We start from the raw sequence: 26,669 nt of genomic DNA, 5'->3' as shown, positions 1-26,669 counted from the left end.
CCCCTTCTCTGTTTCGAAAATACTCTGGGGGAGCGCGGAACGCGCGGGGGCAAAGCCCCCATGCCCTCAAAGCTCGCGCTTGATCGCCTCGACGAGATCGGTCCGCTCCCACGAGAAACCGCCATCGGCATCGGGGGCGCGGCCGAAATGGCCATAGGCGGCGGTGCGGCGATAGATCGGGCGGCAAAGCGCCAGATGCTCGCGGATGCCGCGCGGTGTCAGGTCCATGGCCCGCGAGACGGCGCGCTCGATCTCGGCCTCGGGAACCTCGCTGGTGCCGAAGGTGTCGGCATAGATCGACAGGGGCTTCGCCACGCCGATGGCATAGCTGAGCTGGATCACGCAGCGCTTCGCCAGCCCGGCCGCGACGACGTTCTTGGCCAGGTAGCGCGCGGCATAGGCGGCCGAGCGATCCACCTTGGTCGGGTCCTTGCCCGAAAAGGCGCCGCCGCCATGCGGGGCCGCGCCGCCATAGGTGTCGACGATGATCTTGCGCCCGGTCAGGCCGGCGTCGCCGTCGGGTCCGCCGATCACGAAGGTGCCCGTGGGGTTCACCCACCATTCCGTGCGCTCGGTCAGCCATTCGGCGGGCAGGACCTCGCGGATATAGGGCTCGACGATGGCGCGGATGTCGTCCGAGGTCTGGCTCTCGTCCTTGTGCTGGTGCGACAGCACCAGGCTGGTGATCTCGACCGGCTTGCCGTTTTCGTAGCGCAGGCTCAGCTGGGATTTCGCATCCGGCCCCAGCGTCGGCTCGGCGCCGGACTTGCGCGCCTCGGCCAGCCGGCGCAGGATCGCGTGCGCATACTGGATCGGTGCCGGCATCAGTTCCGGGGTCTCGTCGACGGCATAGCCGAACATGATGCCCTGGTCGCCCGCGCCGTCGCGGTCGACGCCCTGGCTGATATGGGCGGATTGCTCGTGCAGGTAGTTGTGGACATGGCAGGTGTTCCAGTGGAACTTTTCCTGCTCATAGCCGATGTCGCGAATGGTGTTGCGGGCGATCTCGGCGATGCGGCCCATGTATTCGCCAAGCTTTTTCTTGTCGCTCAGCCCGATCTCGCCGCCGATCACGACCGTGCCGGTGGTGGCGAAGGCCTCGCAGGCGACGCGGGCGGCCGGGTCCTCGGCCAGAAGCGCGTCCAGAACAGCGTCCGAGATCTGGTCGCACAATTTGTCGGGGTGGCCCTCGGAGACGGATTCCGAGGTGAACACATAGTCCTGTCTGGCCATGAAGATGCTCCGTTGAAATGACGCCGCCACGCCAGGAAGCCGTTGTGGCGGTCAGGGGAAGCGTTAGTGGACGCGCCCGCCGACGTCAACCGCGCAACTTGGCGCGAGACGTTCCGGCAAGCAGCAGGAAGGCCGCCAGCGCCAGCGCCACGGCCGGCCAGTCGCCCCAGCGCGACCATGGCGTGGGCGGCAATGCCCCGGGCAGCGCGGCATCGATGCGGCCGGCGCGGTTCAGTCCCAGCGTGGCGCGCAGCCCCCCGCGCGCGTCGATCACCGCCGAGACGCCGGTATTGGCCGCCCGCATCAGGGGCAGGCCCGATTCGATAGCACGCAGCCGCGCCTGCGCCAGATGCTGCCACGGCCCGGAAAGCTGGCCGAACCAGGCGTCGTTGGTGACTTGCAGCAGCCATTCCGGGCGATTTTCCTCGGCGATCAGGTGATGCGAAAACACCGCCTCATAGCAGATCAGCGGCTGCATCGCCGGCAGGCCGGGCAGGTGCATGACCTGCGGCGCCGGGCCGGCGGAATAGCCGAAGCCGTGCTGCGCGGCAAAGGCGCGAATGCCGAACTGCGCCATGATGTCGCCCCAGGGCGTGTATTCGCCAAAGGGAACCAGATGGAACTTGTCGTAGACCGGGCCGATTCCGTCGGCCGAGAACTGGGTCAGGCTGTTGAAATAGCGCTCGCCCTCGACCCGCTGGATGCCAAGGATCACCGGAGTGCCGACATAGGCGGCGATCTCCTGCGGGGCGGTGCCTGACTGCTCCAGCAGGAAGTTCACCGCCGTCTCGGGCCAGATCACCGCATCCGGCGGCGCCGCGTCGGGGTCGCGCGCCGCCGAAAGGTCGAGCAGGCGGCGGAAGAACACCTCGGACCAATAGGGGTCCCATTTCAGCGCCTGGGTGGCGTCGGGCTGGATCAGGCGCAGGCGCAGGCCGGTATCGGGCGGCAGGGGCTGGGCCAGCCGCGCCAGCCCGGCGCTCCAGGCGGTGGCGACGACCAACGCGGCCAGGACCGTGCCGGGCAGTGCCGGAAAGCGGCCGGGCCGGTGAAAGCACAGGGGCAGGGCGGTGGCCAGCATGGTCAGGCCGGACAGCCCGATCGCGCCGAGGGTCGCCGCGACCTGCCCGGCGGGGGTGTCGATCCAGACATGGCCGGTCAGCGCCCAGGGCAGGCCGGTAAAGATCCAGCCGCGCATCCAGTCCGACAGCACCATCAGCGCGGCAAAGCCCAGCCCCTGCCGGGGAAAGCCGGGCGCAAAGCGGGCGGCGAGCCAGGCGGGAACGGTCCAGAACAGTGCCCCGCCTGCCGCCATGAAGACCAGCGCAAAGGGGGCCATCCAGCCATAGATCTCGGGCTCGACCAGGAAGGGCTCGACGATCCAGGACATCGCCAGCGCGAAATAGCCCAGCCCGGCGGCAAAGGCATTCCAGGCGGCGGCGCGGGGCGTTGCAGCATGGGCGACCCGCCGGCAGAGCAGCGCCAGCGCCAGCAAGGTCAGCGGCCAGAGATCCCAGGGAGCCTGACCCAGCGCGGCCACCGCGCCCAGCCCGACGCCAAGGGCGAGCGCCGCCCAGGATGGGCGCCCGCGTCGCGAGGATGGCGTGAAGGCCGAAAGGGCCATGGACCCGGCTCAGGCCCCGGCGGTGGTGTCGTCCGGGCTCGGGGCAGTCTCGGCGCCGGGTTCCGCGGTTCCGGTGGCGGCCTCCGTCTCGGCCGCCTTGGCCTTCGTCTTGCGGGGTGCGCGGGGCTTGGCCGGCTTTTTCGCTGCCTTGCGCGCCGGCTTGGCGGCGGGCTCGGCCTCAACCTCGGCTGGGGCCTCCGGTTGCGCGATTTCGGCCTGTTCCGGTTCGGGCTGCGCGGTTTCGGCGGCCTCGGGAGCGGGCGCCTCCGCCGCTTCGGCCTTGGCCTTGGTCGTGCGCGGCTTGCGCTTGCGGACGGGCTTCGCCTTGGCCTCGGGTTCCGGGGCCGCTGCGGGCTCGGCAGGTGCTTCTTCGGCAGCGGCTTCGGGGGTGGCTTCCGTCACGGGTTCTGCGACAGGCTCGACCGTGGCAGGTTCGGGGGCCGGCACAGGCTGGACTTCGGCAAGCGGCTCGACGGCTGCAGGTTCGGCGGGTTGGGCAGCAGCACCGACCGGTGCGGATTCGGCCCGGGCCTGTTCCGCCGGGGCCGGTGCGATGCCTTTGCGCCGGGGCTCGGCCGCGACGGTTTCCTCGGCCGGCATCTCTTCGGCGGGTTCGGTGAAGCCGGGGCGGAAGCTGCGGGTCAGGAATTCCGGCACATGATCGCCCATGCCCATGATGGGATGGCGGTCGGTGCGGCGGTCCTCGCGCCGGTCATGGCTACGCTCGTGGCGCTCGCGGCGATCTTCGCGGCGGTCTTCACGGGGCGCGCGGTCATGCCTGCGCTCGGCCGGCTCGGCCGGTTTCGCTTCGGCGCGCGGCTCATGGGCCTGGACGGGTGCCGCTGCGCGCTGTTCGCTGTCGTCGCGGCGGCCCCGGCGGTCGCGGTCGCGCCCGCGTTCCTTGCGGCCGGTTTCGCGTGCGGGGCGCGGCGCGCCCTGGGCGGCGGTGGACAGGGTGAAGCCCTCCGGCACCGGGCAGCGGGGCAGGGCCTGCTTGACCAGCGATTCGATGGCGCCCAGGTATTTCTCGTCCGCCGGCGTCGCGATGGAAATCGCGGTGCCCAGTCGCCCGGCCCGGCCGGTGCGGCCGATGCGGTGCACGTAATCCTCGGCATGGCTGGGCAGGTCGAAGTTGAAGACATGGCTGACCGCCGGGATGTCCAGCCCGCGCGCCGCCACGTCCGAGGCGACGAGAAAGCGCAGCGTGCCCTCGCGGAAGCCGTCCAGCGTCGCCATGCGGTGGCGCTGGTCCAGGTCGCCGTGGATCGGAGCCGCGTCGAAGCCATGCGCCTTGAGCGACTTGGCAACGATGTCCACCTCGGTCTTGCGGTTGCAGAAGATGATGGCGTTCTTGAGGCCCTCGCCCTCGGCGCGGATCAGGGCGCGCAGCAATTCGCGCTTCTGCTTGGCGGTTTGGTCGCGGCGGGTGGGGGCGATCTCGATCAGCTTCTGGGTGATCGTCTCGCTGGTGGTGGCCTGGCGGGCGACCTCGATGCGTTCGGGCGCGTGCAGGAAGGTGTCGGTGATGCGCTCGATCTCGGGTGCCATGGTGGCGCTGAAGAACAGCGTCTGCCGGGTAAAGGGCGTCAGTTGGAAGATGCGCTCGATATCGGGGATGAAGCCCATGTCGAGCATCCGGTCGGCCTCATCGACCACCATGATCTGCACGCCGGTCAGCAGCAGCTTGCCGCGCTCGAAATGATCCAGCAGCCGGCCGGGCGTCGCGATCAGCACATCGACGCCGCGGTCGATCAGCTTGTCCTGCTCGCCGAAGGAAACGCCGCCGATCAGCAGCGCCTTGGTCAGCCGGGTATGCTTGGCATAGATGTCGAAATTCTCGGCCACCTGCGCGGCCAGTTCGCGCGTCGGGCACAGCACCAGGCTGCGCGGCATCCGCGCCCGCGCCCGGCCGCGGCCGAGCAGGGTAATCATCGGCAAGGTGAAGCTGGCGGTCTTGCCGGTGCCGGTCTGGGCGATGCCCAGCACGTCGCGCCCTTCCAGCGCCGGGGGAATCGCCCCGGCCTGGATCGGCGTGGGCGTCTCATAGCCGGCCTCGGCGATGGCTTTCAGAACCTTGGGGTCCAGCTTCAGATCGGAAAACTTGGTCATTCAGGGCTTTCGTATCAAATGCGCGGGCCAGCCCGCGCCGTGCTTGCGTCCATCGCCGCCTGCCCGGGGAAACCGGGTTTCGCGGCGGGTCGGGACGCAATTTCCGCACGCCCCTCGCCTTGCCTGCCGGATGCAGACAGGGCGGACCTAGCGGAAAACCCGCTCTTCGTCAATCTGATGCGGTTTTCGCGTTCGGCGGCCCGGTTGACGGCCCCCTTGGGCAGGCGCTATCCCCGGGCGATCTTACGGATGGAAGCCATGAACCTCTTTTCGGATATCCGCACGCTGGTGATCGGCGCGCTGGCGCAGATGGAACAGGCGGGCGAGCTGCCTGCGGGCCTCGACACCGCGAACGTGACGGTCGAGCCGCCGCGGGACGCCGCCCATGGCGACATGGCCACCAACGCCGCCATGGTGCTGGCCAAGCCCGCCGGGAAAAAACCGCGCGACATCGCCGAGGCGCTGGCGGCGTGCTTGGCCGCCGATCCGCGCATCGCCTCGGCCGAGGTGGCGGGGCCGGGCTTCCTGAACCTGCGGCTGGTGCCCGGCGAATGGCAGTCCGTCGTCCGCGCCGCGCTGGCCGAGGGCGGGGATTACGGCCGTTCCGAGATGGGCAGGGGCCAGCGGATCAACGTCGAATTCGTCAGCGCCAACCCCACCGGCCCGATGCATGTCGGCCATACCCGCGGCGCGGTCTTCGGCGACGCATTGGCCGCGCTGCTGGATTTCTCGGGCCATGAGGTCACGCGCGAATATTACATCAACGACGGCGGCGCGCAGGTCGACGTGCTGGCGCGCTCGGCCTATGAACGCTATCGCGAGGCCAACGGGCTGGAGCCCGAGATCCGCGAGGGGCTTTATCCCGGCGACTACCTGATCCCGGTGGGCGAGGCGCTGAAAACGAAATACGGCGAGACCCTGCTGGACAAGCCCGAGGAGGAATGGCTGGCCGAGGTGCGCGACTTCGCCACCCGGGCGATGATGGACATGATCCGCGAGGATCTGGCGCTGCTCAATGTCCATATGGACGTGTTCTCCAGCGAGAAGGCGCTTTACGGCACCGGCCGGATCGAGGCTGCGATCGAGCGGCTGCGCCAGGCCGGGCTGATCTACGAAGGCGTGCTTGAGCCGCCCAAGGGCAAGACGCCCGAGGATTGGGAGCCGCGGGAACAGACGCTGTTCCGCTCGACCGCGCATGGCGACGACGTGGACCGGCCGGTGAAGAAATCGGACGGCTCCTGGACCTACTTCGCGCCCGACATCGCCTATCACTGGGACAAGATCGAGCGCGGCTACGATGCGCTGATCGACGTCTTCGGCGCCGACCATGGCGGCTATGTCAAGCGCATGACCGCCGCCGTGAAGGCGCTGTCCGACGGCCGGGTGCCACTGGACGTCAAGCTGATCCAGCTGGTGCGGCTGTTCAAGAACGGCGAGCCCTTCAAGATGTCCAAGCGCGCCGGCACCTTCGTCACCCTGCGCGACGTGGTCGAGCAGGCGGGGGCGGACGTGACCCGCTTCCACATGCTGACGCGCAAGAACGACGCGGCGCTGGACTTCGACTTCGCGCGCGTCCTGGAGCAGTCCAAGGACAACCCGGTCTGGTATGTGCAATATGCCAGCGCCCGGGTGAACTCGGTGCTGAACAAGGCCGCCGGGATGGGTGTCGACACCTCGGATACGGCGCTGGCGCAGGCGGATCTGGCGCAGCTTTCGCATCCGGCCGAGCTGGAACTGGCCCGCAAAGTTGCAGAATGGCCACGCACGGTCGAGATCGCGGCCCGCGCGCATGAGCCGCATCGGATTGCGTTTTTCCTCTATGATATCGCGTCCGAGCTGCATTCGCTGTGGAACCGCGGCAATGACGAACCCGCCTTGCGCTTCCTGCAAGAGGGCGATCCTGCGGCCATGGCGGCGAAAATCGCCCTCGCACGGTCCGTCGGCGTTGTCATTTCGGCCGGTCTTGGTATCTTGGGGGTGACTCCGGCCAAAGAAATGCGCTGAAGAACGGCGCCCTGCCGGGGACGAGCAGATAAACGAGCAGCGTCGGGACAACCGGCAGGCAGGCAGGAATGACGGTAGTAGATTTCCGCTCTTCGGGCGGGTTTGACGGGTCGCAGTCGCATGGGCTGTCGCAGGATTATCCCCATGCCGACCGGCAGCAGGGCCATGTCGAGGACTGGCAGGACGAGGGCTGGCAAGACGGCGGCTGGGACGGGCAGCACTATCACGCCCATGCCGAGGCACTGGCCGAATCGCCCTCGCTTTTGGGGCGGCTTACGCGGCTTACGCATTACGTCGGGGCGCTGGTTTCGGTCGGGCTGATCGTGATCCTGGCCGTCTGGGGCTACAAGCTGGTGGTCCGCGACGTCTCGGGCGTGCCGGTGATCCGCGCCATCGAGGGCGAGGCCCGCACCGCCCCCGACAATCCGGGGGGCGAGTTGACCGACCGCACCGGCCTTGCCGTGAATTCGGTCGCCGCCGGTGCCGAGTCCGCGGCCGTGGAACGCGTGGCCATCGCGCCGTCCGCTACCCCGCTCGAGGGCCAGGACGTGGCCATGGGCGAATTGGGCGCCACCGCGCAAGAGCCTTCGCATCCGGTCGAAATGCCGCTGATGGAGGAAACCGCCCGCGTCATCGCCCGTCCCGACGGCGAAACCCTGGCCGAGCCCGATCCGGCTGCCGAATCCGTCGCCAATGCGGTGATCTCGGATGCCCCGGCCGCCGATGCGCCGGTGAACGAGGCGGTGACCGACCTTGCCGGCAACGAGACGCGCGACATCGCCATCACCACCGCGCTGGCCGAGGCCGGCGTCGCGCCGACCCCCGGCGGCATCGCGCAATCGGCGCGTCCCGCGCCGCGTCCGCGCCGCGTGGCCGCCGCCTCGGCGTCATCCGCGCCGGCGCCCGTGGCTGCGCCTGCCGCCGCCGCCGAGAGCCGTCCCGCCGCCGCGCCCGAACCCGCTGCGCCCGCTCCGGCGCAGGTCGCCTCGGGTGCGCCGCTGGTCCAGATCGGCGCCTTTGACAGCGATGCGCTGGCGCGGGGCGAATGGAACCGCGTCTCGGGCAAGTTCGGCGCGCTTTTCGCCGGCAAGGGCATGGTGGTCCAGGAGCACAAGGCCAATGGCCGCACCTTCTGGCGCCTGCGCGCCGCCGGCTTCGCCTCTCGCGACGAGGCGCGCCGCTTCTGTGCGGCGCTGATCGCCGAGGGCGTGGACTGCATCCCCGCCGCGGCGAAATGAGCCGCTGAAATGACCAGCGCCACCATCCTCGGCGGCATCGCCGGCCCGGACCTGAGCCGGGCCGAGCACGATTTCTTCCGCGCCGCCGACCCTTGGGGCTTCATCCTGTTTGCGCGCAACGTCGATGCGCCGGATCGCCTGCGCCGGCTGACCGCCGAATTGCGCGAAGCGGTGGGCCGCGATGCCCCGGTGCTGATCGACCAGGAGGGGGGGCGCGTCCAGCGTATGCGCGCGCCGCATTGGACCGACTGGCCGGCGCCGCTGGACCAGGCGGGGCGCGGCGAACGTGCGGTCTGGCTGCACCACTACCTGCTGGCGCAGGAATTGCGCGCCGTCGGCATTGACGCCGATTGCGCCCCGGTGCTGGATATCGCGCGCGAGGACACCCATCCCTTCCTGAGGAGCCGCTGCCTCGGCTCGGATGCCGATACGGTGATCCGGCTGGGCCGCGCCGCGGCGCAGGCCATGCTGGCCGCCGGCGTGCTGCCGGTCGTCAAGCACATGCCGGGCCATGGCCGGGCGCGGGTGGACAGCCACAAGGACCTGCCGGTGGTCGACACGCCGCTGGACGAGCTTCGCGCCGGCGATTTCGCCCCCTTCCGCGCGCTCGCCGACCTGCCCATGGCGATGACGGCGCATATCCGCTTTACCGCCATCGACGACGCGCCCGCCACTGCCTCGGCCCCGGTGATCCGGATGATCCGGCGCGAGATCGGTTTCGACGGGCTGCTGATGTCCGACGATATCGGCATGCAGGCGCTGTCGGGCAGTCCGGCCGAACGGGCCGCGGCCACCATCGCCGCCGGTTGCGACCTGGTGCTGTCCTGCAACGAGACGCCGGCGCAGATGGAAGAGATCGTCGCCGCCGCCGGAAGCATGAGCCCGCGCGCGACGGAGCGGGGGCAGGCGGCGCTGGCCCTGCGCCGCGCGCCGGTTCAGGACGATATCGCCGCATTGAGGGCCGAACTGGCGGCGCTTGGCGGGCTGGCGGCCTGATCGGTTGACTAAGCTCGGCCTATCGCGGATTCTGCGCAGGTTCTCTTGCCTGGACGCGACATGACCAAGGTGCCTTACCTGACCCCCGTGCCGGACCCGGTTTCCGAACCCGATCCGGCGCCGCATCTGCCGGGGCTCGCGCCGCAGGCCGTGGCCGAGCGCCGCGCCGAGGAGGTGCTGGTCGTCGATGTCTCGGGCTTCGAGGGGCCGCTGGACCTGCTGCTGACGCTGTCGCGCACGCAGAAGGTCGATCTGATGCAGGTCTCGGTGCTGGAGCTTGCCGACCAGTATCTGGCCTTCGTCGAAGAGGCCCGCGCGCTGCGTATCGAGCTGGCGGCGGATTACCTGGTCATGGCGGCCTGGCTTGCCTATCTCAAGTCGCGGCTGCTTCTGCCGCCCGATCCCGAGGCCGAGGGGCCGAGCGCCGAGGAAATGGCCGCGCATCTGGCTTTCCAGCTGGAGCGGCTGAACGCCATGCGCGAGGCGGCGGCGCGGCTGATGGCCCGCGACCGGCTGGGGCAGGACCGCTTTGCACGCGGCGCGCCCGAAACCGTGGCCCGCCAGCGCCAGGTCGCCTGGCAGGCCGGGCTGATCGACCTGATGCGCGCCTATGCCCGGCTGCGCACCCGCGACGAGTTCCGCCCCTATGCCTTCGACCGCCGCGATGTGCTGACCATGGAGCAGGCGCTGGACCGGGTGCGCGGGCTGATCGGCTTTGCCGGCGACTGGACCGAGCTTTCCGCCTTTCTGCCCGACGGCTGGGAGGCCGATCCGCAGCGCCGCCGCTCGGCCACCGCGGCGACCTTTGCCGCGACGCTGGAACTGGCGCGGCAAGGCGCGCTGGAAATCTCCCAGGCCGGAACCTTTACCCCGATCACCATCCGCAGGCGCCCGCAATGAGCCAGGACGACATCGCCGCCCCCGATCCCCAGCGTTTCCCGCCGCCGCCGCTGGCCGAGCAGGAGCGCATGGTCGAGGCCATCCTGTTCGCCTCGGCCGAGCCGATGAGCCAGCGCGAAATCGCCGCGCGCCTGCCTGCCGGTTGCGATGTGGGCGAGGCGGTGCAGGCCCTGCGCGCCCGCTATGAAGGGCGGGGGGTGCAATTGGCGCGCGTCGGCGATGCCTGGGCTTTTCGCACCGCCGCCGATCTGGGGTTCCTGATGCAGGAAAGCGTGGTCGAAAGCCGCCGCCTGTCGCGCGCCGCGACCGAGACGCTGGCGATCATCGCCTATCACCAGCCCGTCACCCGCGCCGAGATCGAGGAGATCCGCGGTGTCGCCGTCAGCCGCGGCACGCTGGACCAGCTGATCGAGCTGGACTGGGTCCGCATCGGTCGCCGCCGCCAGACTCCCGGCCGCCCGGTGACCTTCGTGGTGACTGAAGCCTTCCTGGATCATTTCGGGCTGGAAAGCGCCCGCGACCTGCCGGGGCTGGCCGAGCTGCGTGCGGCCGGCCTGCTCGAATCGCGCCCGCCGGGCGAGGGGCTCGCACCCGGCCTGTTCGGCGAAGAGGGTGCCGATGAGGCCGAGGCGATGGCCGAGGATCTGTTCGAAGATGAGTAAAGAGTGCCGGGTAACCAGATGAATTTGAACCAGATTGTCAATATGCTGATGCGGATGGCCGCGAACCGGCTGCTGAACTGGGGCACGCGCCGGATCAATGCGCCGAAACCGGGGCAGAAGCAAAGCCCGCAGCAGCAGCAGAGCCGTGAAAAGACCATGCGCGAGGCGATCAAGCGCGCCCGCCAAGCCGCGCGCGTCACCCGGCGGATGCGTTAGGACTGCCCCCGGCCACGCCAGCCTGCGCGCCGTTCAGGCGAATTGCTTGGCGAGTTTCAGCCCCTGGCCCTGGTAGTTCGATGCGATGCCGCTGCCGTAAAGTCGCTCGGGCCGCGCGGCCATACGCTCATAGACCAGGCGACCGACGACCTGGCCATGCTCCAGCGCAAAGGGGGCCTCGTGGCAGCGCACCTCCAGCACGCCCCGCGCGCCCTGGCCGGCGCTGCCATGGCCGAAGCCCGGATCAAAGAAGCCGGCGTAATGCACCCGGAACTCGCCCACCATGGCCAGGTAGGGCGCCATCTCGGCGGCGTAGTCGGGCGGGATCGCCACCGCTTCGCGACTGACCAGGATATAGAAGGCGCCGGGATCGAGGATCAGCTGACCGTCCGTGGTGCGCAACTCGTCCCAGAAGTCGCGGGCCCGATAGGCGCCGATGCGGTCGAGGTCGATCACCCCGCTATGCGGCCGGGCGCGATAGCCGACCAGATCGCCCCCTTGGGGCCGCAGGTCGACCGAAAAGCCCAGCCCCTCGTCGATCAGCGCCTCGCCGGTCACCAGCGGCTCGCGCACATGCAGGTCGCGCAATTCGGTATCGGTCAGCACGGCCTGGCCCTGGCGCAGCCGCAACTGGTTCAGCCGCATGCCGGGCCGCACCAGAACCGAAAAGCTGCGCGGGCAGATCTCGGCATAGATCGGGCCGTCATAACCCTGCGGCAGGCGGTCGAACTCGGTGCCCTCGTCGGTGACCAGCCGCGTCAGCAGGTCCAGCCGCCCGGTCGAGCTTTTGGCATTGGCCACCGCGTCGAGACCGGCGGGCAGCGTCAGGCGCTCCATCAGCGGCACCAGGTAGACGCAGCCCTTTTCCAGCACGGCGCCGTCGGTGAGATCCATGCGGTGCATCTCGAAATCCCGCAGCCGGTCGCTGACCTTGCGCCCGCGCCCGGCCAGGAACGAGGCGCGCAGCCGCCATGCGGTCGCACCCAGCCGCAGATCCAGGCTGGCAGGCTGGACCTGTTCGGGCAGGATCGGCTGGTCGGCCGAGATCGCACCGCTCGCGATCAGCTGGCGCAGGGACGTATCGGGAAGCACACCGTTCACGCGAAACCCTTTCGGCAAAAGGAAACGCCCACCCCCGGACGGGGATGGGCGTTTTCGGAATGGTCGGGCCGGCGAGATTCGAACTCGCGGCCTTCCGCCCCCCAGACGGACGCGCTAACCAGGCTGCGCCACGGCCCGACGAGGGGCATATAGAGCGAAGCGGGCCGCCAGCACAAGGGGCCAAGGGCGGAATTTTCGGCAAGATTTTCGATTGCTGTGGACAGGCCGCCGCGGGCGGTGGGAAAGCGGCCGGCCATAGGCGTCAGCGGCGGTCGTGCAGCGCGTCGCGCAGGGCTTTTGCACGGGCGGGCAGGGGCTTGCCCTGCAATTCGTGCTGGCGCAGCGCCATGGCGGTGCCGACCAGCCGCCCCAGCCAGTCGGTTGCGGGGGCGGAAGGGCGACCAGTATCCAATCCCGCGAAAAGCGGCAGCGATTCGGCGTGTTGCGGGGCAGGGCGGGCCGGTTTCGCCGCGATCCTGGTCCGGGTCGGTGCTGCCGGCATTGCCGGTTCGGCCGAGCCGGGCAGGGCTAGGCGCACCGCCGGGCTGGGGGCGGGGCGTTCGGCCGGCCCGGCATCGCCTTGTGCCTCGCCCAGGCGTGCGGCGCCGATCTCGCGCAGCGCCGAGCCGCGGTCGGCGCCGATCAGCCGCTTGGCGCCGCGGATGCTGAGCCCCTCCTCGCGCAGAACCTGGCACAGCCCCGCGGCGAGGCGCACATCGTCGGGTCGGTAATAGCGGCGCCCATCGGCGCGCTTCACCGGCGCAAGCTGCGTGAATTGCGATTCCCAATAGCGCAGCACATGCGGCGCGACGCCCACGAGGCGCGAGACCTCTCCGATGGATCTGAAGGCGTCGGGGGATTTGCTCATCAGCCCTTGCGCCTGTTCCCTGCCGCCACCCGATCCTTCATCAGATGCGACGGCCGGAAGGACAGCACCCGGCGCGGCGTGATCGGCACCTCTTCCCCGGTCTTGGGGTTGCGGCCGATGCGTTCGTTCTTGTCGCGGACCGAGAACGTGCCGAAGGACGAGATCTTGACCTGCTCGCCGCGCACCAGCGCATCGGAGATATGGCCAAGCACGCTTTCGACGAGTTGGGCCGATTCGTGGCGGGACAGACCCACCTCACGGAACACGGCCTCGGCCAGGTCCATGCGGGTCAGGGTAGAGTCGCTCATCTCGGAAACCTCTTGAATGGTGCGAAGGATGATTTCTTTACGGCGCCGAGTCAACAACCCCGGCCCGATTCCGTTCCCTCATCGGCCGATTTTGTCCCGCATTATTCGCGCCTTACCCGCAAGACCCCGCGCATGGCGCCTTGGGGGATGCTTGGAAGCGCAGCAATTCATGCCTATCTTGGGGTCGAAAAGGCAGGCGGAGCGGAGCTGACATGGCTGGCGGCTGGGCGCGCGACGACGCGGTGAACGAGCAGATCGAGGTCTCGACGCAAGAGGCGATCGAGCGCATGCGGCTGCGCAATGCGCAGTGCGGCGACCGGGAAAGCGCCGCCTTCTGCGAGGAATGCGACGAGCCGATCCCCGAGGCGCGGAGGCGGGCGATTCCCGGCGTGCGGCTGTGCGTGGATTGCCAGTCGGGCCGGGACAGGGCATGGCGCCCGAGCGCCGGGATCAATCGGCGCGGCTCCAAGGATTCGCAGCTGAAATAAGGGCTTGCCTACCAGCGCAGCACGACCGAGCCCCAGGCGAGGCCGCCGCCGATGGCCTCGGCCACCAGCAGGTCGCCGGGCTTGAAGCGCCCCTCGGCATTGGCCACCGAGAGCGCGAGCGGAATCGAGGCGGCCGAGGTGTTGCCGTGGTCGGCGACCGTCAGCACCACCTTTTCCATCGGCAGGTGCATGCGCTTGGCCGTGGCCTCGATGATGCGCAGGTTGGCCTGGTGCGGCACCAGCCAATCCACCTGGTCGGGGGTCAGCCCGGCGCGATCCAGCGCGCGATGCGCGGTGTCGGCCAGCTTTTCGACCGCGTGGCGGAAGACCAGGTTGCCCTGCATGCGCAGATGCCCGGCCGTGCCGGTCGAGGCGACGCCGCCATCGACATAGAGCAGGTCGCGATATTGCCCGTCGCTGTTCAGGTCGGTCGCCAGGATGCCGCGGTCGGCAGAGCTGCCCTGGCCCTCGGCGGCCTCCAGCACCACGGCGCCTGCGCCGTCGCCGAACAGCACGCAGGTGCCGCGGTCGGTCCAGTCCATGATCCGGCTGAAGGTCTCGGCCCCGATCAGCAGGACGCGATCCGCAAGTCCGGCGCGGATCAATGCATCGGCATTGGCCAGCGCATAGACGAAGCCGGCGCAGACGGCCTGCAGGTCATAGGCGAAGCCATGCCGCATGCCCAACCCGGCCTGCACCATGGTCGCGACCGAGGGGAAGGTCAGGTCGGGGGTCGAGGTCGCCACGATCACCGCGTCGATCTGTGCGGCCTCAAGCCCGGCATCGGCCAGTGCGGCCTGCGCGGCCAGGATGCCCAGGTCGCTGGTGCGCTGGTCCTCGGCGGCGAAATGGCGCCGCTCGATGCCGGTGCGGGCGCGGATCCATTCGTCGCTGGTGTCCAGCTTGTCCTCGAACCAGCTGTTCTCGACCACGCGCTCGGGCAGGTAATGGCCGGTTCCCCGGACGATCGCACGCCGCATCAGGACGCCTCGCTTTCCTTGCTGCCGTTGATTTGGCCGGCCGCCGCGACGGATTGCGCCACGCGCGCCGCCAGCCGGTCCTGAAAGCCGGATTGCGCCAGCCGGAAGGCCAGCTTGATCGCCGCCGAGACGCCGGTCGCATCGGCAGACCCGTGCGATTTCACCACCGTCCCGTTCAGTCCCAGGAAGACGCCGCCATTGACGCGGCGTGGGTCGATGCGCTTTTGCAGCCGCTTGAGCGAGCCCATGGCCAGAAGCGCCGCGAATTTCGACATCACCGACTTGCCGAAGGCTTCCTTCAGCAATTCGCCGACCAGTTTCGCCGTGCCCTCGCCGGTCTTCAGCGCAACATTGCCGGTAAAGCCGTCGGTCACGATCACGTCGACGCGGGCCGAGGGCAGGTCGCCCCCCTCGACGAAGCCGACATAGTCGAAATTCGCCGCCTGCGCCGTGGTGGGGATCAGTTCATGGGCCTGCTTCAGCTCGGGCCGGCCCTTGTGTTCCTCGGTCCCGACATTCAGCAGGCCGACGCGCGGCCGCTCCAGCCCGAAGCCGTTGCGGGCATAGGAGGCGCCCATCAGCGCATAGGTCAGCAGGTCCTGCGCATCGGCGCGGATATCGGCGCCGACATCCAGCATGACGTTGAAGCCTTGCGGATTACGCGAGGGCCAGAGGCAGGCGATGGCCGGGCGGTTCACGCCGGGCAGCTTGCGCAGCCGCAGCATGGACAGCGCCATCAGCGCGCCGGTATTGCCGCAGGAGACGGCGGCGGTCGCCTCGCCCTGGCGCACCGATTCGAGCGTGGACCACATCGAGGTGCCCTCGCCCTTGCGCAGCACCTGGCTGGGCTTGTCGTCCATGGTCACGACGCCGGCGGCGTCGCGAATGTCGCAGCGCCCGGCAAGATCGCCGCGACGGGCGATCAGTCGTTCCAGTTCGGCCTGCGGGCCGTGGACGATGAAGCGGATGCCGGGGTTCTTCCCGGCACTTTCGGCCATGCCGGCGATCACCGTCGCCGGGCCGCGGTCGCCGCCCATCGCGTCAACGGAGATCACCACGCCGTCCCCGTCGCCAGGGGCGCGAGGCAGGGTGTTGGAATCTGCCGAAGCCATATCCGCGGTCGGTCCGCTCAGGCCGCGTCTTCGTCCAGGTCGACCTCATTGGCCTGCGCCACGACCTCGCGGTCGGCATAATGGCCGCAGGACGGGCAGACGTGATGCGGGCGCTTCAGCTCGCCGCAGTTCGAGCATTCGTTCGGGTTGCCGGCGACGAGCGCATCATGCGAACGGCGCATGTTGCGGCGGGAGCGGGTAACTCGGTTCTGAGGGACGGCCATGTCTCAACCTCAAGTGGTTCGGGGGGCAACCCGGCTGGGGCGGCCCCGGATTCGGTGTTCGTATCTGGGGCGGGCATAGGCCACCGGAGCGTTGGCCGCAAGTCGCGAAAACTGCTCGCAAAGCGGGGGCCGCGGTCCGGGGTTCCCCCGCCGGTCGAATGAACGCGGCAAAATAGCGGGATTTTCGCATTGCGCAAGGGAAATCTGCAAGGGAAGCGGCGCATCCGCGCCGCTGCCTCCGGCGGGGGTATTGGGGCAACGGAAAGCGGCCGGTCAGCGCCCGAGCCTGGCATGGACTTCGTCCAGGTCGACCTCGCCTTTGGGCAGCTTGTTGTCGGGATCGTCGAAGTCGTATCTGAAGAGCTGGAAATCCTTCTTGTAGATTTCCCAGACAAGATGCTGCGACAGGTCGTCGAAATAGGCGCTGACCTTATGGGCGCGCTTTGGGCCGTGGCCTTCGGATTCGTTGAACTTCGGCACGTCCTTCACGTCCAGCTTGACCGGGGTGGGCGCGGCGTCCAGCACCTTCTGCATGCCTTCGTCGAACTTCTCGGTAAAGAAGATCTGGTCGTAGCGGCCGCCGTTGGCGATGAAGGTCGAGATATGGCCCGACATGGCCGACCAGTGGATGTCAGGCTCCATCGGGCGGCGCCAGCGGATCGTGTCGCGGGCAAACAGCAGGAAGCGGCGGAAGCTGGCGACCTGGTCGAATTCGAAGCCGTTTTCGGGACTGCCGACATCGACCCCGTAGCGCTGCATCAACTGCGGCACGAGATTGCCGCGGTAGCGCTTGCCGTTGCGCTGGATGCCGGCGATCTTGTCGAAGAACGAGGACAGGATGCGCGCATAGGGATTGCGCACGCAGGTGAAGGTCAGCGCCTTGTGCGCCGTGACGTTGCTTTCGATCAGCGGCTGGCTGTCGGGCTGGTTCCACTTGTGCAGCCCGCCGGTGGAATCGTGGATGTCACCGTCGAAGTAGCGGCCGTGGTCGGAATAGAACATGATCTGCCCGATGGACGAGCAGGCGCATTTCGGGACGACGCGATAGACCATGCTTTCGCTTTCCGTCATCCAGGTTCCTGGAAAACCCATACTATACTTTCCCTTCACAAAAAACTGCACCGGCCGGGGCGGGTCTGCGACCGGGTTGCTCCCTCGTTCAAAATCGGTAAGGACACAAAGCAAATCGCCGGCAGAGATTCAACCTGCTGTAGAGTTGTTGCCCCGCGGGAGCCGGACGGGATGGGTATCGAGATGGCGCGTATTGCCTTCATTCTGCTCTGTCACAAGGACCCAAAGGGCGTGGTGGCGCAGGCCCGCCGGCTGACGGCCTCGGGCGATTACGTGTCGATCCATTTCGACGGGCGCGCCAATCCGGGGGATTTCGACCTGATCCGCGAGGCGCTGGCCGACAATCCCTCGGTCGTTTTCGCGCAGCGGCGCTGGAAATGCGGCTGGGGCGAATGGTCGCTGGTCGGCGCCACGCTGGAAGCGGTGCGCGCCGCCGTCGCCGCCTTTCCGCAGGCGACGCATTTCTACATGCTTTCGGGCGATTGCATGCCGATCAAGTCGGCGGAACATGCCCATGCCTTCCTGGAGGCGGAGGATTGCGACTATATCGAGAGCTTCGACTTTTTCGAATCGGACTGGATCAAGACCGGGTTCAAGGAGGAACGGCTGGTCTATCGCCACTGGTTCAACGAGCGCACGCAGAAATGGCTATTCTACACCAGCTATGAGCTGCAAAAGCGATTCGGCCTGGAGCGCAGGGTGCCCGCCGACATCCAGGTCATGATCGGATCGCAATGGTGGTGCCTGCGCCGCCAGACCGTCGAGAAGGTGCTGGATTTCTGCGCCGCCCGAACGGATGTGATGCGCTTTTTCTCGACCACCTGGATCCCGGACGAGACGTTCTTCCAGACCGTCGTGCCGCATGTCGTGCCGCGCAAGGAGATCCGCTCGCGCACGCTGACCTATCTGATCTTCACCGATTACGGCATGCCGGTGACGTTCCACAACGACCATTACGATCTGCTGATGGGGCAGAACTATCTGTTCGCCCGCAAGATCAGCCCCGAGGCGATCCGCTTGCGCGAGCGGCTGGGTGCGCTCTGGGCGGCGAGCGGGGTGCACTTCCCGATCTCGAACGAGGCGGGGGGCTTGTTTCGCTTCCTGACCGCGCGCGGCCGGATCGGGCGGCGCTTCGGCCAGCGCTTCTGGGAGGCCGAGGGCAGCCTGGGCCGGGACAATACGCTGCTGCTGGTGGTGAGCAAGAAATGGCATGTCGCCAAGCGGCTGACCGCGGCGATCCGGGCGCAGGCCGCGATCCCGGCGGTGGATTTCGTCTTCAACGAACTCGATGCGCACCTGCCCGATCTGGGCGGGGTCGAGACCACGGTCGAAAAGCGCGACCGGCACCGGCGCGCGCTGATCCGGCTGCTGTTTCAGCAGTTTGAATCGCATCGGCTGGTGCTGTGCCTGGACCCTTCGGCGCTGCCTCTGATCCAGGACCTGACCTCGGACAAGGCCGATACCCGGCTTCTGCTGATCGATTCGCGCTTCGACGACGACTATCTGCGCGGCCATATCGCGCGCGTGGGCCTGGCCGGGAGCGAAACCGCGTCCGAGGTCATCGAGCGGCTGCTGCCCATGGTGCGCGCCGATCTGGAACATGAGGCCGAACGGTTGCGCGACCTGGACTTCGCCGCCCTGCACTCCATTGCTCCCTGGCGGTCGCCCGAGCAGAATGCCGCGCAACTGGCGCGTTTCCTGGATGTGACGACCGAAACCGCGCTGGCGCTTGCCAGGACCGAATACCTGTTCAGCGATTGAGGAGAGATCCATGCCCGCCTATGACGACAGCAACATCTTCGCCCGCATCCTGCGCGGCGAGATTCCCAACGACACCGTGCTGGAGACCGAGCATACGCTGGTCTTTCGCGACATTCGGCCGCAGGCGCCGGTGCATGTGCTGGCGATCCCCAAGGGGGCTTATGTCAGCTACGACGATTTCGCGGCCAATGCCTCGGATGCCGAGATCGTGGATTTCCACCGCGCCCTGGCCCGGGTGACGCGCGAGCTGGGCGTCGCGCTGGACGGCGGACAGGGCTTTCGCGCCATCTCGAATGCCGGCCCGGACGGCGTGCAGGAAGTGCCGCATTTCCACATGCACATCCTGGGTGGCCGGCCGATGGGCCGCATGGTTCAGCCAGGCTGAGGCGCCTGGCGCGAGGTCAGCTGGACGAAGACGTCCTCGAGATCCGGTGCTTCGACCGCGACGTCGCGGATCGGCAGGCCCGCGGCGCGCAGCGCGTCGATCAGCCCGTCCGCCGGGATGCGCGAAGGCGCATAGCTGAGCGCGAGCCGGCCGTCCTCGCGCCGCTCGGCCCGCACGCCCTCTGGCAGGGCAGGCAGGGCGCGGGCCTCGCCCGTGTCGACGACCAGCGTCTTGGAATCGGCGCGGCCGAGCAGGGCGGCGGTATCCTCGCACAGGATCAGCTGGCCATGGTCGATGATGGCGATGCGGTCGCACATCTCCTCGGCCTCCTCCAGGTAATGCGTAGTCAGGATGATGGTCATGCCCTGGTCGTTCAGCCTGCGCACGTTGCGCCACAGCATCTCGCGCAGTTGGATGTCGACGCCCGCCGTCGGTTCGTCCAGCACCAGGATCTGCGGCCGGTGGACCAGCGCCTTGGCAAGCAGCAGTCGCCGCTTCATGCCGCCCGACAGGTGGCGCGAATAGCTTTCCGCCTGTTCGGTCAGCCCGACCAGTTCCAGGAGCTCGTCGGTCCAGCGTTCGCGTTTCGGCACGCCGTAGAGCCCCGCCTGCACCTCAAGGCTGGCGCGAGGGGTCAGGAACGGGTCGATGTTCAGTTCCTGCGGCATGACGCCGATGGCGGCGCGGGACTGGCGTGGGTTCACGTCCTGGTCGAAGCCCCAGATCCTGACCTTGCCCGAGCTTTTGCGCACCAGCCCGGCCAAGATATTGATCGTCGTCGATTTCCCGGCGCCGTTCGGACCCAGGAGGCCGAAGATCGAGCCGGCGGGGATGGCGAGGTCCAGCCCCTTCAGCGCCTGTTTCGCCGGCGCCTGGCCGGCGGCGGCATAGGTCTTGGTCAGGCCACTGATTTCGATGGCGTTCGGGCTTTGCTCTGGGGCTGGCATCGGCTCTTGGCGTTCATTATGATCGCCGCCGGTTTAACCCCGTTTGTCGTCAAAGCTCAAGGAACCGCCATGACCATTCCGGCCCCCGAGATCCAGACCGTCACCTCCTGGAAGGTCGCCTGCGACGGCGACGAGGCGCGGGGCCTGGGCCATCCGCGCGTCTGGCTGGCCATTCCGCGCGACACAGGCTGGGTCGAATGCGGCTATTGCGACAAGCGTTTCGTGATCGACCGCGAGCACGCGCACGACGATCACTGACGCCGCGGCCGGGTCTTATCAAGCCCGGTCCTCCAAGGCCGCGACGGAGCGCGGACCGGGGCGTTGCGACGCCTCCGGCGGGAGTATTTTTCAAACGGAGAAAGCCGGGGAAGCGCGGTCTTGGCCCCGGGGCCGCTTCGTGGCAGTAAGGCTGGCGATAGCAAGAGCAGGGGGCGCGCGCATATGACGGACGGATTCGGCAAGGGCCATCACCTGCACCTGATCGACGGATCGGCCTTCATCTTTCGCGCCTATCACGCGCTGCCGCCGCTGACCCGGCGCTCGGACGGGCTGCCGATCGGGGCGGTGGCCGGGTTCTGCAACATGGTGTGGAAATACCTGCAGGACGGCAAGGGATCGGACCAGCCGACCCATGCGGCGGTGATCTTCGACCATTCGGCGCGGACATTCCGCAACGACATCTATCCGCTCTACAAGGCCAACCGGCCCGAGCCGCCAGAGGACCTGCGGCCGCAATTCCCGCTGACCCGCGAGGCGACGCGGGCCTTCAACATCGCCTGCATCGAGACCGAGGGCTTCGAGGCCGACGACATCATCGCCTCGCTGGCCTGCCAGGCGCGGGATGCGGGCGGGCGGGTCACCATCATCAGTTCGGACAAGGATCTGATGCAGCTGGTCGGGGGCGGCGTCGAGATGATGGACCCGATCAAGGCCAAGCCCATCGGTCCTGACGAGGTGCGCGAGAAATTCGGCGTCGGTCCCGAGCGGGTGGTCGATGTGCAGGCCCTGGCCGGCGATTCCATCGACAACGTGCCGGGCGCGCCGGGGATCGGCATCAAGACCGCCGCGCAACTCATCGAGGAATATGGCGATCTGGAAAGCCTGCTGGCGCGCGCTGCCGAGATCAAGCAGCCCAAGCGCCGGCAGACGCTGATCGACCATGCCGAGCAGATCCGCATCTCGAAGCGGCTGGTCGAGCTGGACTGCGGGATGGTGCTGGATTTCACCCTGGAAAGCCTGGAGATCCGCGAGCCCGATCCCGAGGCGCTGCTGGAATTCCTGACCCGTATGGAGCTGCGCACCCTGACCAAGCGAGTGGCCGAGCGTTTCGGGACCGAGCCGCCGACCATGGCCGAGGTAGCTGTTCCCGCACCCGCCGCCGGTGCGGACCCGGCGATGCCGGCCGCGGCCGAACTGCCGGCGATCGACCGCAGCCTTTACGTCACCATCCGCGACGAGGCCGTGCTGGCCGAGTGGCTGGCCGAGATCGCCGAGAAGGGCGTGGTCGCCATCGACACCGAGACCACGGGGCTGGACGAGATGCAGGCCGAACTGGTCGGGGTTTCGCTTTGCACCGGCCCGGGGCGGGCGGCCTATCTGCCGCTGGGCCATGTCGACGGGGCCGCCGATCTGTTCGGCTCGGGCGCGCGGGTCGAGGGGCAGATGGATCTGGACCGTGCGCTGGCGATGCTGAAGCCGGTGCTGGAGGATCCGTCGGTGCTGAAGATCGGCCAGAACATCAAGTATGACTGGAAGGTGCTGGCCCGCCACGGCATCCGCATGGCGCCTTTGGACGACACCATGCTGCTGTCCTATGCGCAAAACGCCGGGGCGCACAACCACGGCATGGACGAGCTGGCGGACCTGTATCTGGGCCATCGCTGCCTGCCGATCAAGGATCTGATCGGCTCGGGCAAGTCGCAGATCAATTTCTCGCAGGTGGCCATCGACAAGGCCAGCGAATATGCCGCCGAGGATGCCGAGGTAACCTGGCGGCTGTGGCATCACCTGCGTCCGAAATTGGCGCCGAACCATGTCACCGCCGCCTATGAACGGCTGGAACGGCCGATGATCGCGGTGCTGGCCGACATGGAGATGGCCGGCATCCGCATCGATTCCGAGCACCTGAAGCGCATGTCCAACGCCTTTGCCCAGAAGATGGCGGGGCTGGAGGCCGAGATCCACGAACTGGCCGGCGGGCCGTTCAACGTCGGCAGCCCCAAGCAGCTGGGCGAGATCCTGTTCGAGCGCATGGGGCTTGCCGGCGGCAAGCAGGGCAAGACCGGAGCTTTTTCCACCGGCGCCGAGGTGCTGGAGGATCTGGCCGCCGAGGGGCATGAACTGCCGGCGCGGGTGCTGGACTGGCGGGCGATCTCCAAGCTGAAATCGACCTATACCGATGCGCTGCCCTTGCATGTGAACCCCGAGACCGGCCGCGTGCACACCAGCTATTCCATCGCCGGGGCGCAGACCGGGCGGCTGGCCTCGACCGATCCGAACCTGCAGAACATTCCCGTGCGGACCGACGAAGGGCGGCGCATTCGCGAAGCCTTCGTCGCCGCGCCGGGAATGCGGCTGGTGAGCCTGGACTACAGCCAGATCGAGTTGCGCATCCTGGCGCATGTGGCGCAGATCCCGGCGCTGCAACAGGCCTTTCGCGACGGAATCGACATCCATGCCATGACGGCGAGCCAGATGTTCGGCGTGCCGGTCGAGGGCATGGACCCGATGATCCGCCGTCGCGCCAAGGCGATCAATTTCGGGGTGATCTACGGCATCTCGGGTTTTGGCCTGGCGCGCAACCTGCGCATTCCGCGCGCCGAGGCGCAGGCTTTCATCGACACCTATTTCGAGCGCTTCCCCGAGATCCGCGCCTATATGGATCGCACCGTGGCCGGGGCCAAGCAGGACGGTTTCGTGCGCACGCTGTTCGGGCGGCGGATCATGACGCCGGGCATCAACCAGTCGGGGCCGGCGGCCGGCGGCGCGCGCCGCGCGGCGATCAACGCGCCGATCCAGGGCGCGGCGGCCGACATCATCCGCCGGGCCATGATCCGCATGCCCCAAGCCATCGCGCATCTGCCGGCCAGGATGCTGCTGCAGGTGCATGACGAGCTGGTCTTCGAGGTCGAGGAGGCGGCGGTTCCCGAGCTGGTCGAGGTTGCGCGCGGCGTCATGCAGGGCGCGGCCGATCCCGCGGTCCGGCTGGACGTGCCGCTGATCGTCGATGCGGGGCAGGGCGCCAACTGGGCCGAGGCGCATTGAGGACCGGCGGTCGCGTGGATTGCGCGGCCGCATGAGTATTTGGGGAACGAAGAAGCCGGCGAGGGGACGGAATGGGCCATTCGCATGCGCATGAGGGCGAGCACGGTCATTCGCATCTGCCGGGCGGGGTGGGCGACGGCACCATCCTGATCGCGGTGGTGGTCAACCTGGCGCTGACCGGGGCGCAGATCCTGGGCGGCTATGTCGCCGATTCCACGGCGCTGATCGCGGATGGGGTGCATAATCTTTCGGATGCGCTGGCGCTGGTGCTGGCCTTTGGCGCCCGGCGCCTGGCCCGGCGTCCCGCCAGCCCCGGGATGAGCTATGGCTGGGGACGGGCCGAGGTCGTCGCGGCCTTCGTCAACTATATCGCGCTGATCGCGATTTCGGTCTGGCTGGGGATCGAGGCGCTGGGGCGCATGGTCGAGCCGCCGCAGGTCGCGGGTGGGCTGGTGATGGCCCTGGCGGGTTTTGCGCTGCTCGTGGACATGGCTACGGCGGCGCTGGTCTGGCGCGCCGCGAAGGAGAGCGTGAACATCCGCGCCGCCTTCCTGCACAACCTGGCCGATGCGGCGGTCTCGGTTGCGGTGATCCTGGGCGGGGCGCTGATCTGGGCCTTTGGCTGGCATCTCGCCGATCCGGTGCTGACGCTGCTGATCTCGGGGGTGATCCTGTGGCATGTCGGGCAGGAGATCGGGCCGGTGATGCGCATGCTGATGCTGGCCGCACCCGCCGGCGTGGATCACGCGGCGCTGATCGGCGCCATGGCCGGGGTCGAGGGCGTCGCCGGCGCGCATCACCTGCATCTGTGGCAGATCGACGAGCGCCGCACGGCGCTGTCGGTGCATCTGGTCATGCGCGACGGGGCCGATGCGGTGATGACGGTGCGCCAGGCCAAGGCAATGTTGTGGCGCGATTTCGGCATCGACCATGCCACGATCGAGGCCGAGCGCGAAGGCGATGCCTGCAGCGATGCCGGCGACGGCCATGACGGCCATCGCCATTAGCGTCAGATCGCCGCGGAATGGCCCGAGGCCGCCATGTCGTAGCCGTCGAACATGCGGGCGATCATCCGGGTCAGCGGTCGCCCCCTGGGCGTAATGCGCAGGCCCGAGGCGTCGGCATCGACCATGTCGCCGAAATGCGCGGCGACGGGGGTGAGGATGCGGGACAGGCTCTCGGCGTCGAAGCCGTGGTCGCGGATGAACTCCTCGGCCCGGATCTCGAAATCGCACATCAGCGCCTCGATCATCCGCGAGCGCCAGCGATCCTCGGCCGAGAAGGCATGGCCGCGCGTGGTCGAGAAGCGCCCGTCGCGGATCCTGGCCAGGTGGGCGCCGGTCGCCGGGGCGTTCTGCGCATAGCCCTGCGGGAAGCGCGAGATCGACGAGGCGCCCAGGCCCACCAGCACTTCGGCCCGGTCGTCGGTATAGCCCTGGAAGTTGCGGCGCAGCAGGCCGGCCTTTTGCGCGCGGGCAAGACCGTCGCCGGGGCGGGCGAAATGATCGATGCCGATCTCGTCATAGCCGTCGGCGAGGAACAATTCGCGCGCGGTCTCGAACAGCCGCAGCCGGCCATGCGGGTCGGGCAGCGCCTCGGACGGGATCATCACCTGCCGCTTGGCCATCCAGGGCACATGGGCATAGCCGTAGAGCGCCACCCGGTCGGGCGACAGCGCCAGCAGCTTCTGCACCGATTCGGCGATCCGGTGCGGGTCTTGATGGGGCAGGCCGTAGAGGATGTCGGCGTTCAGGCTGGCGATGCCGCGGTCGCGGATCATGTCCACGGCGCGTTTCGTCACTTCGAAGCTCTGCTCGCGGCCGATGATCTTCTGGATCTCGGGGTCGAAATCCTGCACCCCGATCGAGGCGCGGTTCAGCCCGGCCTCGGCCAAGGCGTCCATGCGGGCCTCGTCGATCTCGTTCGGATCGATCTCGACCGAGAATTCCGCGCCCTCGGCCAGCGGGAAGGCGTCGAGGACCGCGCCGGCGACCAGCCGCATCATCTCGGCCGGCATCAGGGTCGGCGTGCCGCCGCCCCAATGCAGGCGCGACAGCCGGACGCCGGGGGCGAGCGCCGACTTCAGCATGTCGAGTTCGGCCAGCAGGGCCTTGGCATAGGCGCGCACCGGCTCGTCGGATTGCGTGCCCTGCGTGCGGCAGGCGCAGAACCAGCACAATCGCCGGCAGAACGGCACATGCATGTAGAGAGAGATCGCCGCGCCGGCGGGAATCGCTGCGATCCAGTCGCGGAAGACCGGCTCGCCCACGGCGGGGGTGAAATGCGGCGCGGTCGGATAGCTGGTGTAGCGCGGCACGCGCGCGTCAAACAGTCCCAGCCGCTCAAGTTGCGATTGTTGTTCCATACTGCTATCCTGCCGCGGAACACGCGCTGGAACCTTGACCCAAATCAAATGCCACATGACGCCGCCCTCTGCGCGACGCAGCAGCCCTGCGAGATTTGTCCGATACGGTATCGGGCCGTTTGCGCACATTGCGAAGGCGATGAGCTGACCGAACTGGAGGAGATGAAATTCTATCGCCGCTACGAGGCGGGACAGGTCGTGGTCTGGGCCGGCGACCGGATGGATTTCGTGGCCTCGGTGGTCGCCGGCATGGCCGGGCTGACCCAGCAGCTCGAGGATGGGCGCACGCAGATGGTGGGCCTGCTGCTGCCCAGCGATTTCCTGGGCCGGCCGGGGCGCGACATGGCGGCCTATACCGTGACCGCGACCAGCGACCTTGTGCTGTGCTGCTTTCGGCGCAAGCCTTTCGAAAAGCTGCTGATCGACAATCCCCGCATCGCCAGCCGGCTGCTGGAGATGACGCTGGACGAGCTTGACGCCGCCCGCGACTGGCTGCTGCTGCTGGGCCGGAAATCGGCGCGCGAGAAGATCGCCTCGCTGCTGGTGATCCTGGCACGGCGCGAGGCTGCGCTGATCAAGCGCCGCCCAGAGGGGCGCATCACCATCGAACTGCCGCTGACGCGCGAGGCGATGGCGGATTACCTGGGCCTGACGCTGGAGACCGTCAGCCGGCAGATGAGCGCGCTCAAGCGCGAAGGGGTGATCGAACTCGACGGCAAGCGGCGGGTGATCGTGCCTTCTTTCGTGCGGCTGGTCACCGAAAGCGGCGACGACTCGGACGGCGGGCCGCTCAGCTAGGCGGCCGGGCCGGGT

Annotated in this window: 25 protein-coding genes, 1 tRNA gene and 1 riboswitch; of the genes, 13 read left to right on the top strand and 13 right to left on the bottom strand. The window is 68.3% G+C overall.

The annotated features are described in order from the left end of the window. Positions 1-66: 66 nt before the first annotated feature. The 3 genes from metK to QPR87_RS03090 all read right to left on the bottom strand — a co-directional run bounded on the left by metK (position 67) and on the right by QPR87_RS03090 (position 4,966). Positions 67-1,233, bottom strand: coding sequence for a methionine adenosyltransferase (gene metK / locus QPR87_RS03100; protein ID WP_011748165.1), 1,167 nt, complete (start codon positions 1,231-1,233; stop codon positions 67-69). 5 nt (positions 1,234-1,238) lie between these two features. Further along, a riboswitch (SAM-SAH riboswitch) is annotated at positions 1,239-1,287 on the bottom strand. Positions 1,288-1,318: 31 nt separating this feature from the next. After that, positions 1,319-2,857 (bottom strand): apolipoprotein N-acyltransferase, encoded by a 1,539-nt coding sequence (gene lnt / locus QPR87_RS03095; protein ID WP_285048272.1) that lies wholly within the window; start codon positions 2,855-2,857, stop codon positions 1,319-1,321. Positions 2,858-2,866: 9 nt separating this feature from the next. After that, positions 2,867-4,966 carry a DEAD/DEAH box helicase gene (locus QPR87_RS03090; RefSeq protein WP_350310437.1) on the bottom strand — a complete coding sequence of 700 codons (2,100 nt, stop codon included), beginning with the start codon at positions 4,964-4,966 and terminating at the stop codon, positions 2,867-2,869. A gap of 258 nt (positions 4,967-5,224) precedes the next feature. Here QPR87_RS03090 and argS point away from each other — a divergent pair, with 258 nt between their 5' ends. The 6 genes from argS to QPR87_RS03060 all read left to right on the top strand — a co-directional run bounded on the left by argS (position 5,225) and on the right by QPR87_RS03060 (position 10,982). Next, entirely contained in the window at positions 5,225-6,970 is a 1,746-nt protein-coding gene (gene argS / locus QPR87_RS03085) for an arginine--tRNA ligase (RefSeq protein WP_285048270.1), read from the top strand. Between the two features lie 68 nt (positions 6,971-7,038). Further along, positions 7,039-8,208, top strand: coding sequence for an SPOR domain-containing protein (locus tag QPR87_RS03080; RefSeq protein WP_285048269.1), 1,170 nt, complete (start codon positions 7,039-7,041; stop codon positions 8,206-8,208). A 9-nt stretch (positions 8,209-8,217) separates the two neighbouring features. Continuing rightward, the gene (gene nagZ, locus QPR87_RS03075; RefSeq protein WP_285048268.1) at positions 8,218-9,204 is read left to right on the top strand and encodes a beta-N-acetylhexosaminidase; all 987 of its coding nucleotides are present in this window, start codon (positions 8,218-8,220) and stop codon (positions 9,202-9,204) included. Positions 9,205-9,264: 60 nt separating this feature from the next. After that, positions 9,265-10,104 carry a segregation and condensation protein A gene (locus tag QPR87_RS03070; protein ID WP_049792320.1) on the top strand — a complete coding sequence of 280 codons (840 nt, stop codon included), beginning with the start codon at positions 9,265-9,267 and terminating at the stop codon, positions 10,102-10,104. Beyond that, positions 10,101-10,766 carry an SMC-Scp complex subunit ScpB gene (gene scpB / locus QPR87_RS03065; RefSeq protein ID WP_011748160.1) on the top strand — a complete coding sequence of 222 codons (666 nt, stop codon included), beginning with the start codon at positions 10,101-10,103 and terminating at the stop codon, positions 10,764-10,766. The genes QPR87_RS03070 and scpB overlap by 4 nt, the downstream gene beginning before the upstream one ends. Positions 10,767-10,784: 18 nt before the next feature. After that, positions 10,785-10,982, top strand: a complete 198-nt coding sequence (locus tag QPR87_RS03060) for a hypothetical protein (RefSeq protein WP_285048267.1) — start codon at positions 10,785-10,787, stop codon at positions 10,980-10,982. Between the two features lie 33 nt (positions 10,983-11,015). On the opposite strand, the gene QPR87_RS03055 is transcribed toward QPR87_RS03060, so the two are convergent. The 4 genes from QPR87_RS03055 to ihfA form a co-directional block, all read right to left on the bottom strand. After that, positions 11,016-12,083, bottom strand: coding sequence for a 2'-deoxycytidine 5'-triphosphate deaminase (locus QPR87_RS03055; RefSeq protein ID WP_041529895.1), 1,068 nt, complete (start codon positions 12,081-12,083; stop codon positions 11,016-11,018). Between the two features lie 60 nt (positions 12,084-12,143). Beyond that, positions 12,144-12,221, bottom strand: a tRNA-Pro gene (locus tag QPR87_RS03050). A gap of 124 nt (positions 12,222-12,345) precedes the next feature. Next, positions 12,346-12,951 (bottom strand): MerR family transcriptional regulator, encoded by a 606-nt coding sequence (locus QPR87_RS03045; protein ID WP_285048266.1) that lies wholly within the window; start codon positions 12,949-12,951, stop codon positions 12,346-12,348. Beyond that, the gene (gene ihfA / locus QPR87_RS03040; protein WP_011748157.1) at positions 12,951-13,259 is read right to left on the bottom strand and encodes an integration host factor subunit alpha; all 309 of its coding nucleotides are present in this window, start codon (positions 13,257-13,259) and stop codon (positions 12,951-12,953) included. Before ihfA ends, QPR87_RS03045 begins: the two co-directional genes overlap by 1 nt. A gap of 212 nt (positions 13,260-13,471) precedes the next feature. Here ihfA and QPR87_RS03035 point away from each other — a divergent pair, with 212 nt between their 5' ends. Continuing rightward, entirely contained in the window at positions 13,472-13,747 is a 276-nt protein-coding gene (locus tag QPR87_RS03035; RefSeq protein ID WP_285048262.1) for a DksA/TraR family C4-type zinc finger protein, read from the top strand. Positions 13,748-13,755: 8 nt separating this feature from the next. On the opposite strand, the gene QPR87_RS03030 is transcribed toward QPR87_RS03035, so the two are convergent. From QPR87_RS03030 to QPR87_RS03015, 4 genes are all read right to left on the bottom strand, one after another. Beyond that, positions 13,756-14,727 (bottom strand): beta-ketoacyl-ACP synthase III, encoded by a 972-nt coding sequence (locus QPR87_RS03030; RefSeq protein WP_011748155.1) that lies wholly within the window; start codon positions 14,725-14,727, stop codon positions 13,756-13,758. Then, positions 14,727-15,839: a phosphate acyltransferase PlsX gene (gene plsX, locus QPR87_RS03025; protein ID WP_230999112.1), complete on the bottom strand. Its 1,113-nt coding sequence runs from the start codon at positions 15,837-15,839 to the stop codon at positions 14,727-14,729. Before plsX ends, QPR87_RS03030 begins: the two co-directional genes overlap by 1 nt. A 17-nt stretch (positions 15,840-15,856) precedes the next feature. Beyond that, complete coding sequence (gene rpmF, locus QPR87_RS03020; RefSeq protein ID WP_011748153.1) at positions 15,857-16,063, bottom strand: 50S ribosomal protein L32; 207 nt, start codon at positions 16,061-16,063, stop codon at positions 15,857-15,859. A 273-nt stretch (positions 16,064-16,336) separates the two neighbouring features. Next, positions 16,337-17,155, bottom strand: coding sequence for a sulfotransferase family protein (locus QPR87_RS03015; RefSeq protein ID WP_230999111.1), 819 nt, complete (start codon positions 17,153-17,155; stop codon positions 16,337-16,339). 162 nt (positions 17,156-17,317) lie between these two features. Between QPR87_RS03015 and QPR87_RS03010 the strand changes: the two genes are divergently transcribed. Next, positions 17,318-18,895: a DUF5928 domain-containing protein gene (locus QPR87_RS03010; RefSeq protein ID WP_285048432.1), complete on the top strand. Its 1,578-nt coding sequence runs from the start codon at positions 17,318-17,320 to the stop codon at positions 18,893-18,895. 10 nt (positions 18,896-18,905) lie between these two features. Continuing rightward, a complete protein-coding gene (locus QPR87_RS03005; RefSeq protein WP_011748150.1) occupies positions 18,906-19,280 on the top strand; it encodes an HIT domain-containing protein in 375 nt (124 codons plus the stop codon). Here QPR87_RS03005 and QPR87_RS03000 read toward each other — a convergent pair. Continuing rightward, on the bottom strand, positions 19,268-20,227 hold the full coding sequence (locus tag QPR87_RS03000; protein WP_011748149.1) for an ABC transporter ATP-binding protein: 960 nt from the start codon (positions 20,225-20,227) through the stop codon (positions 19,268-19,270). The two genes, QPR87_RS03005 and QPR87_RS03000, sit on opposite strands and share 13 nt — an antisense overlap. A gap of 69 nt (positions 20,228-20,296) precedes the next feature. Between QPR87_RS03000 and QPR87_RS02995 the strand changes: the two genes are divergently transcribed. The 3 genes from QPR87_RS02995 to QPR87_RS02985 all read left to right on the top strand — a co-directional run bounded on the left by QPR87_RS02995 (position 20,297) and on the right by QPR87_RS02985 (position 24,498). Next, on the top strand, positions 20,297-20,485 hold the full coding sequence (locus QPR87_RS02995) for a zinc-finger domain-containing protein (RefSeq protein ID WP_011748148.1): 189 nt from the start codon (positions 20,297-20,299) through the stop codon (positions 20,483-20,485). Between the two features lie 183 nt (positions 20,486-20,668). Beyond that, positions 20,669-23,491 (top strand): DNA polymerase I, encoded by a 2,823-nt coding sequence (gene polA, locus QPR87_RS02990; protein WP_285048253.1) that lies wholly within the window; start codon positions 20,669-20,671, stop codon positions 23,489-23,491. A 71-nt stretch (positions 23,492-23,562) separates the two neighbouring features. Beyond that, a complete protein-coding gene (locus QPR87_RS02985) occupies positions 23,563-24,498 on the top strand; it encodes a cation diffusion facilitator family transporter (protein WP_285048252.1) in 936 nt (311 codons plus the stop codon). Positions 24,499-24,500: 2 nt separating this feature from the next. Here QPR87_RS02985 and hemN read toward each other — a convergent pair whose 3' ends face one another. Continuing rightward, positions 24,501-25,856 (bottom strand): oxygen-independent coproporphyrinogen III oxidase, encoded by a 1,356-nt coding sequence (gene hemN, locus QPR87_RS02980; protein WP_011748145.1) that lies wholly within the window; start codon positions 25,854-25,856, stop codon positions 24,501-24,503. 48 nt (positions 25,857-25,904) lie between these two features. On the opposite strand from hemN, the gene fnrL reads away from it, so the two are divergent. Further along, on the top strand, positions 25,905-26,654 hold the full coding sequence (gene fnrL, locus QPR87_RS02975) for a transcriptional regulator FnrL (RefSeq protein ID WP_041529894.1): 750 nt from the start codon (positions 25,905-25,907) through the stop codon (positions 26,652-26,654). Positions 26,655-26,669 lie beyond the last annotated feature (15 nt).

It is taken from the genome of Paracoccus sp. SSJ, from assembly GCF_030234105.1.
Classification (GTDB): domain Bacteria; phylum Pseudomonadota; class Alphaproteobacteria; order Rhodobacterales; family Rhodobacteraceae; genus Paracoccus; species Paracoccus denitrificans.
Note: the sequence above shows the minus strand (reverse complement) of the source record. Positions and strands in the feature narration are given on the sequence as shown.